Origin of the sequence: Nocardiopsis sp. NPDC050513 (assembly GCF_044457925.1) — a bacterium.
Lineage (GTDB): Bacteria > Actinomycetota > Actinomycetes > Streptosporangiales > Streptosporangiaceae > Nocardiopsis.
The window spans coordinates 228,297-246,973 of sequence record NZ_JBITHK010000007.1; the positions used below are offsets into that span (position 1 = coordinate 228,297).

The window sequence follows — 18,677 nt, forward strand, 5'->3', positions numbered from 1 at the left end:
TGTGCCGCTCGGGGATGACAAGGGAGGCCAAGGGCCGTGTCGGAGGACAACGCGATGAGCACCGCAACAGCCATGCACGATTCCGGTTGGAAGCGTGTGATGCTCAAACTCTCCGGAGAGGCCTTCGCGGGCGGCGGCGGTCTGGGCATCGACCCCGAGGTCGTCCAGTACGTCGCCGAGTCCATCGCCGAGGCCGTCTCCGAGGGCATCCAGGTCGCCGTCGTCGTCGGCGGCGGCAACATGTTCCGCGGCGCGCAGCTCACCGAGGGCGGGATCGAGCGCGGCCGCGCCGACTACATGGGCATGCTCGGCACCGTCATCAACTGCCTCGCGCTGCAGGACTTCCTCGAGCGCCTCGGCGTGGACACCCGTGTGCAGACCGCGATCCACATGAGCCAGGTCGCCGAGGCCTACATTCCGCGCCGCGCCGTCCGCCACCTGGAGAAGGGCCGTGTGGTCATCTTCGGCGCCGGTCTGGGCGCTCCGTTCTTCTCCACCGACACCACGGCCGCCCAGCGCGCGCTGGAGATCGGAGCGCAGGCGGTCCTCAAGGGCACCCAGGTCGACGGCGTCTACGACTCCGACCCCCAGCGCAACCCGGACGCGGTCAAGTTCGACAAGCTCAACTACAACGAGGTCCTCACCCGTGGCCTCAAGGTCATGGACGCCACGGCGGTCAGCCTGTGCATGGACAACGGGCTGCCCATCGTGGTGTTCGACCTGATGAGCCAGGGGAACATCCTGCGCGCCGTGCGCGGTGAGAAGATCGGCACCATCGTCGGACCGGCCCCCGCCTGACGCGGGCGCGCCACCCCAGCAAGCCACGAACACCAGAGTCGAATCCGGGAGCGCTGACAATGATCGAAGAGACCCTCCTCGAGGCCGAGGAGAAGATGGAGAAGGCCGTCACGGTCGCCAAGGAGGACTTCTCCACGATCCGCACGGGTCGTCCGACGCCCGCGACGTTCAACAAGATCACCGTGGACTACTACGGTGCGAGGACGCCGATCAACCAGCTGGCCTCGTTCTCGGTTCCCGAACCGCGCATGGTGGTCATCTCGCCGTTCGACGTCAACTCGCGGACCGAGATCATCAACGCCATCCGCAACAGCGATCTGGGCGTCAACCCCTCCGACGACGGCCAGGTGATCCGCGTGGTCTTCCCGGACCTGTCCGAGGAGCGCCGCAAGGAGTACGTGAAGGTCGCGCGGACCAAGGCCGAGGACAGCAAGGTCTCGATCCGCAACATCCGCCGTCACGCCAAGGACGCGTTCGAGAAGGGCGTGAAGGCGGGCGAGCTCGGTGAGGACGAGGCGCACCGCGCCCAGGCCGAACTGGACAGGCTCGCCCACACCTACGTCGCCAAGATCGACGAGCTGCTCAAGCACAAGGAAGCGGAACTGCTCGAGGTTTAGTCGGTGACCACTCCTTCCAGCGGCTCCGGAGGCGACGACCTCTCGCCGGAGCACAGACCCGACGAGAGTTCGTCCGCCGACCAGGCCGCCGGACAGCGTTTCGTGCTGCACAAGCCGGGAGGTGAGCCCGTGAAGACCGGTCGCAACCTCCCGGTGGCCATCGCGAGCGGGTGCGTCCTCGGCGCACTCGTGTTCTTCTCGATCTTCCCCTGGCCCCAGCTGTTCACGATCATCACCTCGCTGGCGGTGCTCATCGGCCTGCGCGAGGTCAACCGGGCCTTCGCGGGCAAGGGCATGCGCCTCGCGCTGGTCCCGATGGCCGTCGGCGGTGTCGCCATGCAGGTCTGCGCCTACTTCGGCGGGACCGAATGGCTCGTCGGAGCGACCGCGCTGACCGCGATCGCGCTGCTCGTGTGGCGGCTGCGCGGCGGCTCCGAGGGGTTCGTCGCCGACGCGGCGGCCAATCTGTTCACCCTCGTCTACCTGCCCTTCCTCCTGGGCACGTGGCAGCTGCTCATCTCGCATCCCGACGACGGGCAGTTCCGCCTGGTGACGTTCATCGTGGTGACGATCTCCAGCGACATCGGCGGGTACTTCTCCGGGATCCTGCTGGGACGGCACAAGATGGCGCCCGTGATCAGCCCGAACAAGACATGGGAGGGCTTCGGGGGCTCGGTCGTCGGCTGCGCGGTGGCCGGTGCCCTGTGCGTGGTGCTGATGCTGGACGGGCCCTGGTGGGTCGGCGTGGTGCTGGGGCTCGCGGTGGTGCTGGCGGCCACGGTGGGGGACCTCATCGAGTCGCTGTTCAAGCGCGACCTCGGCGTCAAGGACATGGGCAGCTTCATGCCGGGGCACGGCGGGCTGATGGACCGCCTGGACTCCCTGCTGATCGCGGCGCCCGTGGTGTGGGTGGTGCTCGGCGTCCTGCTCTGACCCGTGGACACGCCCCTCCCGCGGACCGGCCGGTCACGGGGGTCCTCCGGAGGGCGGTCCACCGCGTCGGCGTTCGGGCGGATACGCTCGGTGCGTGGATGAACCGTTGATCGAACGCATGCGCTCCTACGGTGAGACCGTCTTCGCCGAGATGACCCGTCTGGCCGTCGAGACCGACTCCGTCAACCTCGGCCAGGGGTTCCCCGACACCGACGGGCCCCGATCCCTGCTGAAGGCGGCCACCGGCCACATCCTCGACGGGGTGAACCAGTACCCGCCGGGACCCGGGCGGCCCGAGCTGCGGCGGGCGGTGAGCCGTTACCGCGCGCGCCACTACGGCGTCGAACTCGACCCGGACACCGAGGTCTACGTGACCGTCGGCGCCACGGCCGGGATCGCCGCGTCGCTGCTCGCCCTGGTGGAGCGCGGCGACGAGGTGATCGTCTTCGACCCGATGTACGACTCCTACGCGGCCGTGATCTCCCTGGCCGGAGGCGTGCGCAGGCCGGTGACCCTGCGGCCGGACCCCGACAGGGGCGCGTTCACCTTCGACCCCGACGAGCTGCGCGCCGCGGTGGGGCCGCGCACCCGGATGATCCTCGTGAACTCGCCGCACAACCCGACGGGTACCGTGTTCACGGCCGACGAGTTGGAGACCATCGCCCAGGTGTGCCGTGAGCACGACCTCATCGCGCTGACGGACGAGGTGTACGAGTTCCTCACCTTCGACGGGTTGCCGCACGTGCCTCTGGCGACGTTCCCCGGGATGCGGGAGCGGACGCTGACGGTGTCCTCGGCGGGCAAGATGTTCGCCGTCACCGCCTGGAAGACCGGGTGGGTCATGGGGCCGGAGCCGCTGGTCCGCGCCGTGCGCACGGTCAACCAGTTCCTCACCTTCTCCGCCAACGGCGCGCTCCAGCTGGCCGTCGCCGACGCCATCGACCACGAGGGCGAGTGGATCGAGGCGCAGCGGGCCGCGCTCCAGGCCAAGCGGGACCGGCTGGCCGCCGGGCTGCGCGGGGCCGGCTTCGACGTGCACCCGTGCGAGGGCACGTACTTCCTCATGGCCGACATCCGCCCGCTGGGGTACGGGGACGGGGTCGACGTCGCCCGGGCCCTGCCCCGCGAGGCCCGGGTGGCGGCGGTGCCCGCACAGGTCTTCTACGACCGCCAGGAGGAGGGCGCGCACCTGCTGCGGTTCGCGTTCTGCAAGCGGGACGAGGTGCTGGACGAGGCGGTGGCGCGCCTGACCGGCTGGCGCAAGGGCGACGGATGAGCGGCGGGGGCGGGGAGGGACTCCTCTCCCCGCCCCGCGCCTCACGTCCTCGCGCGGGCGTCCATGGCCTCGACGAGTTCGCGTTCGGCATCCGGTCCCGGCGCGACACTGGGCAGGCGGACGATCAGAACCAGGCCCACCAGCCACCACACGCCGACCATCAGCCACTCGGAGGGCCAGACCAGCGCGGCGGGCCCCCACGGCGTGTACAGGACGAGCAGGCCGAGGGAGAGCAGGAGCGCCGCCCACCCGACCGGGACGCCGGCGGGGGTGCGGAACGGACGCTCCATGCCGGGTTCGCGGCGGCGCAGCACCAGGAAGCTGACGATCACCATGACGAACGCGACCACGATGTTGAACCCGCCCGCGTCCACCAGCCACACGAGCATCGGCCGGCCGAAGAACGGGGCCGCGGCCGACAGCGCCCCGATGAGCAGGATCGCGTTGGACGGAGTGCGGAACCTCGGGTGCAGGCGTCCGAACCACGCCGGGAGCATCCGGGACCGCGCCATCGCGTAGAGGAGGCGGCTGCCGCCGATGAGGAAGGCGTTCCAGCTCGTGAGCAGGCCCGCGATCCCGCCTAGGACGAGCACGTCGCCCATGGCGGGGCTGTTCCACAGGGCCGCCATGGCGTCGGCGGAGGCGAGGTCGGAGTCGGCGAGGTCGGCGGCCGAGAGCCCGCTGCCCGCGGTCAGCATGATCATCGCGTACCACGCGGTCGCGCAGAGGACCGAGACCACCAGGAGCGTGCCCACCAACCGCTGCGGCAGCCTGATCTCGGAGGCGGACTGCGGGATGACGTCGAAGCCCACGAACAGGAACGGGACCGCCACCATGACGGCGAGGACGCCGGGGACACCCCCCGTGAAGAGCGGCCGCATGTTCTCGGCGGACCCGCCGACGAGGGCGCCCGTCACCATCGCGGCTCCGGCCGCCAGCAGGAACAGGACGGCGACGGTCTGGAGGACGCTGGCCGGCCGGATGCCGACGTAGTTGACGACCGTCATGACCACGGCGGTCACCACCCCGACCGCGACCAGGCTGGCGTGGACGTCGTACCCGGCGATCGTCCACAGGTGCCCGGAGGCCATGGACGGGAGGAGGTAGACGAGGGTCTGGGGGACGGCGACGGCCTCGAAGGCGACGACGGACACATAGCCGAGGACCATCGCCCAGGAGGCGACGAACGCTCCCCGCGGGCCGATCGCGCGCATCGCGTAGTGGTGTTCCCCGCCGGCGTGCGGCATCGCGGAGACGAGCTCGGCGTAGGTGAGGCCGACGAGCGCCATGACCACGCCGCCGCCGACGAACGCCAGCGCCGCGCCCGCGGTCCCCGCCGCGTCGACGAAGTCGCCGGTCAGCACGATCCAGCCGAAGCCGATCATCGCGCCGAAGGCCAGGGCGAGGACGTCACCCCTTCCCAGGACCTTGACGAATCCGGTTCCGCTGTCGCTCATGGAGGGCTCCCTGGGGGTCGGGCCTGTGGTGCAGGCAAGCCCAGCACGTGGAAGCCGCGAAGGGAAGAGCCGTACTGGTCAGTATCTTCCGCGTTCTTGTACACCCTGTCAGGGCGACGACCGGTCGGCGCGCGTGCGGGGTCAGGGAGCGGAGGCGGTGCACCCGGCCTGGTCGCGCTCCGACCCGGAACCGGCTCGCGCGGGGCGGTGCTCCGCGAGGAAGGCCAGGAGGAGCCGCGGGCAACGGAACGTCGTTCCGTCGTCGGTGTCGAGCAGGTGCAGGGACGCGAGCTGGTCGAGGAGGTCCTCGGCCTCGCGGAGCGGGATCCCGGCCAGGTGCGCCGCGTCCTCGGCGCCGAAGCCGCGCGGCCCCAGCTCGGCGAGCCGCCGAAGGAGCGGGCGCTGCGCCTCGGTGGCCAGGGAATGGGTGGCCGCCAGGGACGCGCGCACCGAGAGCGCGCCGAAGCCCAACCCGTCCAGCGGCCCGTCCCCGTCCGCGAGCCGGGTGAGCAGCCAGCGCAGGGGACGGTGGTCGGCGGCGGCCAGCCGCGCCCCCAAGGTCCGCAGCGCGAGGGGAAACCCCTCGCACAGGTGGGCGAGGGCGCCCGCGGCCTCCGGTTCGGCCTCGACACGCCGCCCCCCGACGGCCTCGGCGAGGAAGGCGCGTGAGGCGGAGGGCGACAGCGCTCCGAGCGGGACCCGGACGGCCCCCGAGAGCTCGGCCAGGGCGACAGGGCTGGTGATGATCATGCCGTTGCCCCACCCCGTGGGGAGGAAGACCTCCACGAGATCGGCGGAGGGCGCCCCGTCGAGGACGACCAGGACCCGGAGCTCGGCCGTGGCCCGGCGGAAGGCCTCGGTGAGGCGGTCGGGGTCCCCGGGGATGTCGGCGTCGGGAACGCCGAGGTCCCGGAGGAACCCGGTGAGGACGCGGTGGGGGTCCGGCTCACGGGCCAGGTCGACGTACAGGGTGCCGTCGGGGTAGACGGAGGCGAGGTCGTTCGCGGCGGCGACGGCCAGGGCGGTCTTGCCCATCCCGGAGCGCCCCGTGACGCACACGGCCGAGACCGCGTCCGGAGCCTCGGCGGTGAGCGCCCTGCGGATCGTGGCGAGCTCCGCGTCACGGCCGATGAGACGGCAGGCACCCGCGGGCAGGTCCCGGGGTATGCGACGGGGACGGTCGCCCGTGCGGACGAGGTTCGCGTCGTGGCGGACGATGCGCTGGTGGAGCCGTCGGAGTCCGGCGCCGGGGGGCCGGCCCACGGTCTCCTCGAAGAGTTCCCGGCCGTCCTGGTAGACCTCGACGGCCTCGGCGTGGCGTCCCGCGCGGTGCAGGGACAGCATCAGCTGTCCGCGCAGCCGTTCGTTGAGCGGGTCCTCCCGGACGAGGGGGTCGAGTTCGACGGCGAGCGTGTCGTGCCATCCCAGCTCCAGCTCGACGTCGACGCGCTCCATGACGGCCTGTCCTCGCAGGTCGGCGAGGCGCAGGGCCTCCACCTCCAGGGTGTCGGTCCGCACGTCGGCGAGTGCGGCCGGGCCGCGCCACAACCGGTCGGCCTGCCGGTAGAGTCTGGCGGCCACGTGGGGTTCGCCCTGTCCGACGGCGGTGCGCGCCTCCGTGACGCGCCGCTCGAACACCCGGGCGTCGACGTCCTCGGCGCCGACGCTGAGCGTGTACCCGGTGGCGACCGTCCCGATGACGTCGCCGAGGGGCGACAGGCGGCGGCGGAGGCCGCTGATGAGGATCTGGACCTGCTTGCGCGCCGTCTCCACGGGCATGTCGCCCCAGACCTCGGCGACGAGGGAGTCGACCGGGACCACCCGCCCCGAGTTCACGAGCAGCATCGCCAGGACGACGGCCGAGTTGCCCTGGGGGACTCTGATCCATCTGCTCGGATCCTCATAGCCCAGCGGGCCCAGGATCACAAAGGGCACGTCAGCCTCCCACGTGTAGACGGAAACGACGAATGTCACGCATTGTCGTCAGATGTTTACAATGGGAATGGTATTGGGTACCGTTATCTGATGTCCACGTTCGACGTGGCCACATCGGGCCAGCCGAGCGGTGGGCCCCTGGCGGCTCGCGGCCGACGGGCGGACAGGACCCCCGCGAGGACCGCGCGCACCTCGGCGGCCGCGGGCGGAGCCGCCCGTCGGCGCGCGCGGTCCCCCCGTTCGACTCGCACACGACCGGACGGCGACGGGCGCCGGGTCCCCTTCCGGGCGCGGCTCCGGAGCCGGGGACGGTGCCCGTCCCCGGCCATCGGCGAAGGCTCTCCTGCCGCCGCTCCTACCGCTGGGGCTCGAACCAGACCGCGCCCAGCGGCGGGATCGTGATCTCGGCCGAGAACGGCTGGCCGTGCCACTCCCGGTCCTCGGCGTTCACCCGGGTCGGCACCGTGTAGCCCGAACCGCCGAACCGCTCCTCGTCGGTGTTGAGCACGAGGTTCCACCGGCCTCCCGCCGGCAGCCCGGCCCGCCACCCCGGGCGCGGCACCGGCGAGAAGTTCACCGCGCAGGCCAGCACCGCACCGTCCTCGCCGTGGCGCAGGTACGACAGCGTGTTCCCCTCGCGGTCACCGCCGTCCAGCCACCGGAAGCCCGCCGGTTCGGTGTCCAGCGACCACAGCGCCGACCGCGGCCGGTAGGCCTCGTTGAGCGCCCTGACCAGTCGGCGCACCCCCGCGTGGTGGTCGAACTGGAGCAGCCACCACGGCACCCCGGCCTCGTGCGACCACTCGTCCCCCTGGGCGATCTCCCCGCCCATGAACAGCAGCTGCTTGCCCGGGTGCGACCACATGAAGCCCAGGAGCGCCCGCACGGTGGCCGTCCGCTGCCACTCGTCCCCCGGCGCCTTGTTGAGCAGCGACTGCTTACCGTGCACCACCTCGTCGTGCGACAGCGGCAGGACGTAGTTCTCGCTGTAGGCGTAGACCATCGAGAACGTGACCTCGTCGTGGTGGTACTGGCGGTGGATCGGCTCCTTCTTGACGTACTCCAGGGTGTCGTGCATCCACCCCATGTTCCACTTGAACCCGAACCCGAGCCCCCCGTGGTCCACCGGCCGGGTCACGCCCGGGTAGGCCGTCGACTCCTCCGCGATCATCATGGCGCTCGGGTTGCGCCGGTAGACGGTCGTGTTCAGCTCCTTGAGGAAGTCGATCGCCTCCAGGTTCTCCCGCCCCCCGAACGCGTTCGGTTCCCACTGGCCGGAGTCGCGCGAGTAGTCCAGGTAGATCATCGACGCCACCGCGTCCACCCGCAGCCCGTCGACGTGGAACTCCTCCAGCCAGTACAGCGCGTTGGCGATGAGGAAGTTGCGCACCTCGGTGCGCCCGTAGTTGAAGATCAGCGTGCCCCAGTCCGGGTGCGCGCCCCGGCGCGGGTCCGGGTGCTCGTACAGCGCGCTCCCGTCGAAGCGTGCCAGCGCCCACTCGTCCCTGGGGAAGTGCGCCGGGACCCAGTCCAGCAGGACTCCGATCCCGGCCCTGTGCAGGGAGTCCACCAGGTGGCGGAACTCGTCCGGGGAGCCGAAGCGCGGCGTGGGCGCGTAGTAGGAGGTCACCTGGTAGCCCCACGAGCCGTCGTACGGGTAACCGGCCACCGGCAGGAACTCCACGTGCGTGAACCCCAGGTCGGACACGTACTCGACCAGCTCGTCCGCCAGCTCCGCGTAGCCGAGGCCCGGCCGCCACGACCCCAGGTGCACCTCGTACACGCTCATCGGAGCGCGGTGCCACTCCTTGCCCTTGCGTTCGGCCATCCACGTCTGGTCGCCCCACGCGTGCGTCGAGGCGGTCACCACCGACGCCGTCGCGGGAGGGCACTCGGTCCGGCGCGCCATCGGGTCGGCCTTGTCGCGCCAGTGCCCGTCGGAGCCGAGCACCTGGAACTTGTAGAGGGCGCCCTCGCCCACGCCCGGGACGAACAGCTCCCACACGCCGCTGGCCCCCAGGCTGCGCATGGGGTGGCCTTCACCGTTCCAGTAGTTGGCGTCTCCGATCAGGCGGACTCCGCGCGCGTCCGGGGCCCACACCGCGAACCCCGTCCCGGACACCTCCCCCATCGGAGTGTCGATCGTTCGGACGTGGGCGCCGAGCGCGCGCCAGAGCTCCTCGTGCCGGCCCTCACGGATGAGGTGCAGGTCGAGTTCGCCCAGGGTGGGGGCGAACCGGTAGGAGTCGGCGGCGGTCACCTCGGGGCCGCCGGGCTGGTACCGGGCCACCACCCGGTAGTCCGCGGGGCCGTCCGGACCCGCCGGAAGCGTGCCCGCGAACACGCCGCGGTGCAGGTGGGCCAGGGCGACGCGGCTACCGTCGCCCAGGACCAGGCCCACCTCCAGGGCACCGGGCCGCAGGACGCGGACCGCCGTGCCCCCGGCGCCGTCGGGATGGGCGCCGAGCACCGAGTGCGGGTCGTGGTGGTGTCCGTCCACGACGCGGTCGACGGCGGCGAGGAGCGCGGAGTCGGTCGACGCCCGGGCGGCCCCGGCGGCGCGCCGCGCGGAGGCCGGGCGGGCGGGACGCCTGCGCGCGGTGGCCGTGGCCGCCTTCGCGGCGTCCGACCGGGCGGCACTCCTCCGGACCCCGGCGGCCCTCCTGGTCCCGGTCGCCTCGGGAGTGTCCGCGGTCTTCGCGGTCTTCTGGGCCTTGGCGGACTTCGCCGCCTCGGGAGCGTCCGCTGCCTTCACGGTCCTCGTGGCCTTCGCGGCCTTCGTGCTCCTGGCTCCCTTGGCGGCCGTGGTGTCCTCGGTCGATGTGGTCTTTCGGGTGCGCGGACGCGGTTCCGGCGTGGTCAAGACGGCTCCGTCGTGGTCGTGGTGGTCGGTCGGATGGGTGGCGCCGCGCGGGGCCGCCACCCCGGTCGGCGGGGTGGCGGCAGGTCGCCGCGCGGTCCCGGGTCAGCCGGGCACGGGAGGCGCCGCCGCCGCGGTGGCGCCCGAGGCGGCCGCGGCGATGGAGTCGAGCGGCACCCTCAGCCAGTTCGGCCGGTTCCGTGCCTCGTACAGGACCTCGTAGACGGCCTTGTCGAACTCGAAGGCGCGCAGGACCGTCAGGTGCTTGTCGGGGTCGGGGCCGCCCGCGTCGGCGTACCCCGCGCAGAACGCCGCCCGGTTGTGCCGGGACCAGGAGCGGGCCGCCCACTCCAGCGCGGGGTCGTCCGGGTGCCGGACCAGCAGGTAGCCGGCGGCGTAGTCGAAGGACCGGAGCATGCCCGCCACGTCCCTCAGCGGGCTGGCCAGGCGCTGGCGTTCGCTGACCGACACCGTGGGCTCTCCCTCGAAGTCGAGCAGCACCCACCCGGTGGCCGTGCGGATCACCTGGCCCAGGTGGTAGTCGCCGTGGGTGCGCTGGATCGGCAGCGGTTCACGGACCCGGGCGAACTCGGTGTAGGCCTCCATCACCTGGGGCGCGTGCCGGGCGAGCTCCGGCACCTCGGCGCTGGCCATGGCCAGGCGTTCGATCATGGCCTCGGCGAGCTCGGCCGCCGCGACCGGTGTGAGCACGTCCGTGGGCAGGGTGCGCGCCAGGGAGCGGTGCACCTCGGCGGTGGTCCGGCCCAGGCGTTCGGCCTCGGCGGCGAACGCGGACTCGCCGTCGGCCGTGGCCCCGCCCACCAGGGCCCGCACGCTCCGGGTGGCGAGGACCCAGCCGTCCGTGGCCTGCGGCACGTAGGCCTGGAGCATCGCCAGCGTGGTGGGCTCCCGGTATCCGGGCAGGTCGGCCTCGATCCACCCGCACGTGCGCGCCACGTACGGGGAACCCGTCAGAGCCATGGTCAACTCCAGGTCCGGGTTGCGGCCCGGCCAGAGTCTGCGGAAGGTCTTCAGGACGTAGTCCTCGCCGAAGACCAGGGACGTGTTGGACTGCTCGCCGGTGAGGACGCGGCCGTGCGCGCCGACCCGGACCGGGGCCCCCGGCAGGGTCCGGAACCGGACCCCCGCCGTGTCCCCGGGCGTGGCCGGGGCGGAGAACCGTTCGAGCAGGACGGCGCTCAGCTCCCGGTCGTGCGAGGCGTCGTAGATCGCGCGCGGACGGCCTCCCGCCACGCGGCACACCCCGATGGTCTCGGCCGCCAGCTCGCCCGGCAGGGACCGGGGCGGCCGGGAGCCCAACAGCACCTGGTAGCGCGAGTAGCGCCCCCGCTGCTGGGCCTCGACGACGAGGACGTCCAGGCTGGGCGCGTCCGCGCGCGCGGCCCTCAGGGTGTGTCTGCCCGCCACGCGCAGGTCGTGGATGGGCACCCCCTTGCCTGAGAACCAGCGTTGCCGGGGCAGCCAGGCGGCCAGGAGTTCTTCGAGTTTGGACATGTCAGGCAGCCCCGCTTCCCTTCCCGCCACCGCCCCGGTCCGAGCGCTCCGCCACCGGGTCCGCGGTCCCCGGAACGGGGGCGGCGGACCACACGGGCGCCGGGGGAGCGCCGTCGTGGTGTGCGGTGACGCGATCGGTCGGGATGCCGGACGTCGTGGTGACTGTCGTGCGGTGGCCGGCGCCGCGGGGCCGGTCGCGGTCCTCCCGGACGAGCGGGCCCGCGACGGTGGGACGGACGCGGACACTGGCCGCGGGCAGGCCGTAGGACGGCACACCGTCGTGGTCCCGCACGTGCGTTCCGGTGGCGGCCGCCGCGGGCAGCTGGAACCAGTAGAAGCCGTGTCCGGGCAGGGTGAGCGGGTACGGCAGTTCGCCGATCTCCGGGAACCGCACGCCGCCGACGCACTCCACCGGACTGACCCCGGCGTAGCGCGCGAGGTCCAACTCCACCGGCTGCGGGTACCGGGAGAGGTTGTTGACGCACAGCACGCGGTCGTCCCCGTGCTCGCGGATGAACGCCAGGACGCTCGGGTTGGTGGCGTTGAGCTCGGTGAACGACCCGGCGCCGAACACGGGATGGCGTTTGCGGATCTGGATCATCCGGCGCGTCCAGTGCAGGAGCGAGCCGGGGTTGTCGCGCTGCGACTCCACGTTGATCGCCTGGTAGCCGTAGACCGGGTCCATGATCAGCGGCAGGTAGAGGCGGGCGGGGTCGCCCCGGGAGAATCCGGCGTTGCGGTCCGAGCTCCACTGCATGGGGGTGCGCACCGCGTCCCGGTCGCCGAGCCAGATGTTGTCGCCCATGCCGATCTCGTCGCCGTAGTAGAGCATCGGCGAGCCCGGCAGCGAGAGCAGCAGGGCGGTGAACAGCTCGATCTGGTCCCGGTCGTTGTCCAACAGAGGGGCGAGCCGTCGGCGGATCCCCACGTTGGCGCGCATGCGCGGTTCCTTGGCGTACTCCGCGTACATGTAGTCGCGTTCCTCGTCGGTGACCATCTCGAGGGTCAGCTCGTCGTGGTTGCGGAGGAAGATCGCCCACTGGCAGGCGCTCGGGATCTTCGGCGTCTGGGCGAGGATCTCCGAGATCGGGAAGCGCTGCTCCTGGCGCACCGCCATGAACATCCGCGGCATGAGGGGGAAGTGGAAGTTCATGTGGCACTCGTCGCCGCCCGACTCGACGTCGCCGAAGTAGTCGACGACGTCGGACGGCCACTGGTTGGCCTCGCTCAGCAGCACGCGGTCGGGGTAGAGGCGGTCGACCTCGGCGCGCACCCGCTTGAGGAACTCGTGGGTCTCCTTGAGGTTCTCGCAGTTGGTGCCCTCGCGTTCGTAGAGGTAGGGCACGGCGTCCAGGCGGAACCCGTCGATGCCGAGGTCGAGCCAGTAGCGCAGGACCTCCAGGATCGCCTCCTGGACGGCCGGGTTCTCGAAGTTGAGGTCGGGCTGGTGGGAGAAGAAGCGGTGCCAGTAGTACTGGCCGCGGACCTCGTCGTAGGTCCAGTTGGACGTCTCGGTGTCGACGAAGATGATCCGGGCGCCGTCGTAGCGGTCGTCGGTGTCGGACCACACGTAGAAGTCGCCGTAGGGCCCGTCGGGATCGGTGCGGGAGGCCTGGAACCACGGGTGCTGGTCGCTGGTGTGGTTCATGACCAGGTCGGTGATGACGCGGATGCCGCGCCGGTGCGCCTCGTCGAGGAGTTCCACGAAGTCGGCGGTCGTGCCGAACTCCGGGAGGATCGAGAAGTAGTCCGAGATGTCGTACCCGCCGTCGCGCAACGGGGACTGGTACATCGGCAGCAGCCAGATGCAGTCGATGCCCAGCCACTGGAGGTAGTCCAGTTTCTGTACCAGTCCGGCGAGATCGCCGGTGCCGTCGCCGTTGGAGTCGAAGAAGCCGCGGGCGAGGACCTCGTAGAAGACCGCGTGCTTGTACCAGTGCGGGTCACTGGTACCACCCGAGGACATGAGCGGGCCGGTGGCGGCCCCGGTGGCTGGGGCGAGCGGACCGTGTTCGGCGTGACCGGGGCCGTCCGGTCCGGGCTCGTCTGTGCTCATCAACTGCTCCCCACCAAGAAAGGTTCGACATCGGGTCAACGGGCGTTCCGGACCGGGGGCCGGCGCGGTGGCCGACCCCCTTCCGTCCGGGGCCGCTATCTGCCGGAGGTGGTGAAGACGTGCGCGGGGGCGGTCGCCGGGTCGAGCCGGACGTAGTTGTCCGCACGCCAGACGTGCGTCTGGCCGGACAGCGCGTCGGTCACCGTGAGTTCCTCCTCCCAGGTGCGGCCGATGGACGGCAGGTCCAGGTGCACCGTCGCCTCGCGTGCGTGGTGCGGGTCGAGGTTGACGACCGCGATGACCAGGTCGTCGGGGTCGCCCGGACGCTCGGCGGGCCGGTGCTTGGAGAAGCAGAGGAGCTCGGGCCGGTCGACGTGGTGGAAGCGGAGGTTGCGCAGCTCGCGCAGGGCCGGGTGTGCGCGGCGCAGACGGTTGAGCGTGGTGATCAGCCCGCTCAGGGTGGCGCCCGACGTCTCGGCCGCCGCCCAGTCGCGGGGGCGGTACTGGTACTTCTCCGAGTCCAGGTACTCCTCGCTGTCGGGCGCGGCGGGCATGTTCTCGCACAGTTCGAACCCGGAGTAGATCCCCCAGGTCGGCGAGAGCAGGGACGCCAGGACGGCGCGGACGGCGAAGGCGGGCCGCCCGCCGCGCTGGAGGTAGGCGTGCAGGATGTCGGGTGTGTTGGCGAAGAGGTTCGGGCGCAGGTAGTGGGCCGTGTCCTGGCTGAGTTCGGTGAGGTAGTCCTGGATCTCCTCCTTGCCGTTGCGCCAGGTGAAGTAGGTGTAGGACTGGTGGAAGCCCACCTTGGCCAGGGTCCGGAGCATGGCCGGGCGGGTGAAGGCCTCGGACAGGAACAGGACGTCGGGGTGCTCGCGGGCGACGTCCGCCAGCAGGCGCTCCCAGAAGGCGACCGGCTTGGTGTGCGGGTTGTCGACCCGGAAGATCCGCACCCCGTGGTCGATCCAGTGCCGGACCACCCGCAGGACCTCGGCGTGGATGCCGTCGGGATCCGTGTCGAAGCACAGCGGGTAGATGTCCTGGTACTTCTTGGGCGGGTTCTCGGCGTGGGCGATGGAGCCGTCGGCGCGGTGGGCGAACCACTCGGGGTGCTCGGTGACCCACGGGTGGTCGGGGGAGCACTGCAACGCCAGGTCCAGCGCGATCTCCAGGCCGTGCCCGTCCGCTTCGGCGACGAACGCGTCGAAGTCGGCGAGGGTGCCCAGGTCGGGGTGGACGGCGTCGTGGCCGCCGTCGGCCGACCCGATCGCCCAGACCGACCCGGGTTCGCCGGGCGCGGCGGTCAGGGCGTTGCCCGCCCCCTTGCGGTGCGTGGTTCCCACGGGGTGGATGGGCGGCAGGTAGACGACGTCGAAGCCCATGTCGGCGATGGCGGGCAGCCGCTTGGCGGCGCTGGCGAAGGTGCCGGAGCGTTCGTGGCCGGGGGCGGTGTCGACATGGGCGCCCTCGGACCTGGGGAAGAACTCGTACCAGGAGCCGAAGAGCGCGCGTTCGCGGTGGACGACCACCCGCGTCCGCTTGGAACGCGTGACGAGTTGCCGGACCGGGTGGGCCGCCATCGCCTCGACGACCTCGGCCGTCACGGAGGCGAAGCGTTCCGCGGGCGGGAGCGAGGTGTCGCGCAGGACCTTCGCGGCCCTGGTCAGCGCCGGCGTGCGGGGGACGCGGCGGCCCGCGCGGGCGAGGAGGCGGGCGCCCTCCTCCAGTACGACCTCGGTGTCCTGGTCCAACGGGAGTTTGACCAGGGCGGCGCGGTGCCAGGTCGTGAAGGGGTCGGTCCACGCCTCGATCGAGAACGACCACGCGCCCTCGCGGGGCAGGCGGACCTCGGCTTCGTGGCGGTCGGTGCCGGGGACGCGTTCGCGCATGGGCACGAGCGCCTCGCGACGGCCCTCGGGCGAGTGGAGGACCACCCCGGCCGCGAGGGAGTCGTGGCCCTCGCGGATGACCGTCGCGGCCACGGTGAAGCGTTCTCCGGGAACGGCTTTCACGGGACCGAGATCGTTGTCTGGAGAGATGTCGAGTATGGGCAGGCGTCCGATCACTGGCTACACCGTAATTGTCGTGGTTCGGGCGTTATGGGCTGTGGGTGGCTGGTTCCCGAGTGGAAATAACGTGCTGTTAATACAACGAAAGGCAGGGTTAACGAAGAGTCCGGACAAAAGTGTCCGGATTACGGCTTCGGTGCCCTCCGCTGTCTATCGTCTGCCCTCTTGTGGGGTTTGGCGGAGTGTCGGGGCCGGATAATTTATGTGATCCTCATCACACTAGCCCTGCGACCCCGTGCCTGGTATTTGGCTGGTTTCACCTGGGTAAACTTCACAAACGGGGCATAGTGCAACAGCGGATGCGGGGGTCTCTGTGGGGGGTTCATGGAGTTCTCTGGAGATAAGTCGGAAAACTCCGCGGTCATGTTGGACTCCGAGCCGCCCTGGGTAGGGGTGATCGAATGCGGCTCTGGTTGCCTGGGCCCCATTCCGGACATCCCCCGCGGTCCGGCGTGTCCCCCTGGAGGCGTTTGCATCGGATTCGGTCCCGGGCCGACGAGGGCCGGTCCTGTGCTGGATTCCTCTTGATGTCGAGTCGTTTCGGGGCTGCTTCGCGTCGATGACGTGGTTTTGTTGGTGTGCGCTACGGATGGTCGATGTGCGCGCTTTGCCATGGATTGAGGAAGCTTTTCGGAGACACGCCCGAAATGTCGGTCCTCCCTTTGCGGTCGCCTTGGGAGGGTGGTCGGCGCGGAGCCCGTGACCCGCCGTGCGCGGAGCGGGCCAACACGGCGTGAGGGGGCGACGTGGCGGGTTCGACGGGGAGGGGAGCATCGCGCGCGGGGAGGCCGCGCGCGCTGGCGCGACTGCTCAGTGTGTCGGTGCTCGCCGGGGTGCTGGCGGCGGCCCTGGTCCTACCGTGGGCCGGGGCGCTGGGCGTCCTCGGCCGCGACACCGCCGCGCTCTTCATGGCGATGCCGGCCGACCTGGAGGTGCCGCACCTGTCGGAGCGGGTCGTGCTCACCGACGTGGACGGGCGGCCGTTCGGGGAGATCGCCGAGCGCGAGCGCGAGGTGGTCTCCCTGGACGAGGTCAGTCCCTGGGTCCCCGCCGCCCTCCTCGCCATCGAGGACGACCGGTTCCACGAGCACCACGGGTTCGACCCGCGCGGTGTCCTGCGGGCGGCCGTGCTCACGGTCCTGGGCGACACGCAGGGCGGGTCCACCCTCACCCAGCAGTACGTGAAGAACCTGCTCATCGAGTCCGCGGACACCGAGGAGGAGGCGGCCCGGGCGAGCGAGCGCAGCCTGGCGCGCAAGCTGGTCGAACTCCGGTACGCCGTGGGTCTGGAACGGCGGCTGGCCAAGGACGAGATCCTGGAGGGCTACCTCAACCTCGCCTACTTCGGCGCGGGCGCGCACGGGATCGAGATCGCGGCGCGGCGGTACTTCTCGGTGCCCGCCGCCGACCTGGACCCGGGGCAGGCCGCTACGTTGGTCGGCCTGGTGCGGGCGCCCTCCTACTACGACCCGCTGACCAACCCGGGGGCCGCCCGGGAACGGCGCGACCTCGTCCTGGAACGGATGGTGGCCGTCGGGCGGATCGGCCGGGCCGAAGCCGACGGGTACCTGGCCGGGGACCTCGGGCTGGCGCCGACACCGCGCGGCGGGAGCTGCTACCACAGCGAGTACCCGTTCTTCTGCGACTACGTCACGCGCTGGCTGCTGCGCACGGACGTGCTCGGCGGCACCGAGGAGGAGCGCCTCGCGGTGATGCGCCAGGGCGGCATCACCGTGCGGACCACACTCGACCCGCGGATGCAGGCCGCGGCCCAGGAGGCGGTCGACCGGCACGTGCCGAGCGACGGTTCGACGCGGTTCGCCGCCGAGGCGGTGGTCGAGCCGGGGACCGGGCGGGTGCGGGCGCTCGCCCAGAACCTGCGGTACGGATTCGACGAGGCGGACCCGGGCACGACCGCCATCAACCTCGCGGTGGACCGGCGCGACGGCGGCACCACCGGCTACCAGGCGGGATCGACGTTCAAGACGTTCACCCTCGCCGCCGCGCTGGACGCCGGAATGGGCTACGGGACCAGTTTTCGGTCGCCCGGAACCATCTCGATCAGCGGCCTGAGGAACTGCGACGGGGGCCGGATGGAACCGTGGGACGTGCGCAACGTGGGGGAGAGCTCCTCGGGGTCGCACACCATGGTCAGCGCGACGCGGGGGTCGGTGAACACCTACTTCGCCCAGCTGCAGCGGAAGGTGGGTCTGTGCGAGACGGCGACGATGGCCGAGCGCGCGGGTGTGCACCGGGCCGACGGCGAGCCGCTGGGGGTGTGGAGCTCGTTCACGCTGGGGGACCAGGAGGTCTCGCCGCTGACCCTGGCCGCCGCCTACGCCACGTTCGCCGCCCGCGGTGTGCACTGCGTCCCGGTGCCGGTCACGGCCGTGGTCGCGGGGGAGGGCCGGGAGGGCGTCGAGGTCCGGTCCGAGTGCGAGCGCAGGGTGGAGCAGCGGGTGGCCGACGGGGTGAACCGCCTCCTCCAGGAGCCGTTCGACGGCGGGACCGCGAACGGGCTGGGCATCGGCCGCCCGGCGGCGGGCAAGACGGGGACGACCGACGGGGCCGCCTACGCGTGGTTCGCGGGGTACACCCCGAACCTGGCGGCGGCGGTCGCGGTCGGCGACGTGCGCGGCGGAGAGCGGCACCCGCTCCAGGGCGTGACCATCGGCGGCCGGTACTACGGGATCGTCTACGGGGGGACGCTGCCGGGTCCGATCTGGCGGGACACGATGAGCGGGGCGACCGCGTCGCTCCCGGCGGAGGGGTTCGCGGGCTCGCCGAAGGCGTTCGGTGACCCGGACGCCGAGTCGTCCGGTGACGGCGGAGACGGCGGTGCCGGGGCCGCCGAGAGGACCGGGGCCTCCGACGAGGGTGGGACTTCTGGGCATGCTGAGCCCTCGGGGCATGCTGGAAACGCTGATTCCCCGGAGGGTGCTGGCGACGCTGAGCCCCCGGAGAGCGCTGGGGAGGCCGAGGACGACGCGGAAGCGGGAGACGCTGGAGGTGCCGAGACGTCCGAGGGCGGTCAGAGCGGCACCGGGGACGCCGACGACGCAGGTGACGAGGACGCCTCGGAGGAGGTCGGCGGTCTCGGCGGTGCTGGGGAAGCCGAGGGCGGCACACGGAGCGAGGGATCCGCCGGCGGTTGAGGCCCGGGA

Annotated in this window: 11 protein-coding genes; 5 read left to right on the plus strand and 6 right to left on the minus strand. The window is 71.7% G+C overall.

Annotation, left to right across the window (positions count from 1 at the left end):
* The first annotated feature begins 54 nt into the window (after positions 1 to 54).
* From pyrH to ACIBFB_RS15155, 4 genes are all read left to right on the plus strand, one after another.
* The gene (gene pyrH, locus ACIBFB_RS15140) at positions 55 to 798 is read left to right on the plus strand and encodes a UMP kinase (protein ID WP_358566149.1); all 744 of its coding nucleotides are present in this window, start codon (positions 55 to 57) and stop codon (positions 796 to 798) included.
* Positions 799 to 857: 59 nt separating this feature from the next.
* Positions 858 to 1,415, plus strand: a complete 558-nt coding sequence (frr, locus tag ACIBFB_RS15145) for a ribosome recycling factor (RefSeq protein ID WP_397230333.1) — start codon at positions 858 to 860, stop codon at positions 1,413 to 1,415.
* 3 nt (positions 1,416 to 1,418) lie between these two features.
* Entirely contained in the window at positions 1,419 to 2,348 is a 930-nt protein-coding gene (locus tag ACIBFB_RS15150) for a phosphatidate cytidylyltransferase (RefSeq protein WP_397230335.1), read from the plus strand.
* A 94-nt stretch (positions 2,349 to 2,442) separates the two neighbouring features.
* Entirely contained in the window at positions 2,443 to 3,624 is a 1,182-nt protein-coding gene (locus ACIBFB_RS15155) for a pyridoxal phosphate-dependent aminotransferase (protein ID WP_397230337.1), read from the plus strand.
* A 41-nt stretch (positions 3,625 to 3,665) separates the two neighbouring features.
* Here the strand turns inward: ACIBFB_RS15155 and ACIBFB_RS15160 are convergent, their stop codons facing one another.
* The 6 genes from ACIBFB_RS15160 to ACIBFB_RS15185 all read right to left on the minus strand — a co-directional run bounded on the left by ACIBFB_RS15160 (position 3,666) and on the right by ACIBFB_RS15185 (position 15,510).
* Complete coding sequence (locus ACIBFB_RS15160; RefSeq protein ID WP_397230339.1) at positions 3,666 to 5,081, minus strand: APC family permease; 1,416 nt, start codon at positions 5,079 to 5,081, stop codon at positions 3,666 to 3,668.
* 141 nt (positions 5,082 to 5,222) lie between these two features.
* Positions 5,223 to 7,016, minus strand: a complete 1,794-nt coding sequence (locus tag ACIBFB_RS15165) for a BTAD domain-containing putative transcriptional regulator (protein ID WP_397230342.1) — start codon at positions 7,014 to 7,016, stop codon at positions 5,223 to 5,225.
* A gap of 355 nt (positions 7,017 to 7,371) precedes the next feature.
* The gene (gene glgB / locus ACIBFB_RS15170; protein WP_397230344.1) at positions 7,372 to 9,879 is read right to left on the minus strand and encodes a 1,4-alpha-glucan branching protein GlgB; all 2,508 of its coding nucleotides are present in this window, start codon (positions 9,877 to 9,879) and stop codon (positions 7,372 to 7,374) included.
* A gap of 102 nt (positions 9,880 to 9,981) precedes the next feature.
* Positions 9,982 to 11,391 carry a phosphotransferase gene (locus ACIBFB_RS15175; protein WP_397230346.1) on the minus strand — a complete coding sequence of 470 codons (1,410 nt, stop codon included), beginning with the start codon at positions 11,389 to 11,391 and terminating at the stop codon, positions 9,982 to 9,984.
* Between the two features lies 1 nt (position 11,392).
* On the minus strand, positions 11,393 to 13,447 hold the full coding sequence (gene treS, locus ACIBFB_RS15180; RefSeq protein ID WP_397230348.1) for a maltose alpha-D-glucosyltransferase: 2,055 nt from the start codon (positions 13,445 to 13,447) through the stop codon (positions 11,393 to 11,395).
* 95 nt (positions 13,448 to 13,542) lie between these two features.
* Positions 13,543 to 15,510, minus strand: coding sequence for a maltotransferase domain-containing protein (locus ACIBFB_RS15185; RefSeq protein ID WP_397230350.1), 1,968 nt, complete (start codon positions 15,508 to 15,510; stop codon positions 13,543 to 13,545).
* 749 nt (positions 15,511 to 16,259) lie between these two features.
* Here ACIBFB_RS15185 and ACIBFB_RS15190 point away from each other — a divergent pair.
* Entirely contained in the window at positions 16,260 to 18,668 is a 2,409-nt protein-coding gene (locus ACIBFB_RS15190; RefSeq protein ID WP_397230352.1) for a transglycosylase domain-containing protein, read from the plus strand.
* Positions 18,669 to 18,677: the final 9 nt, after the last annotated feature.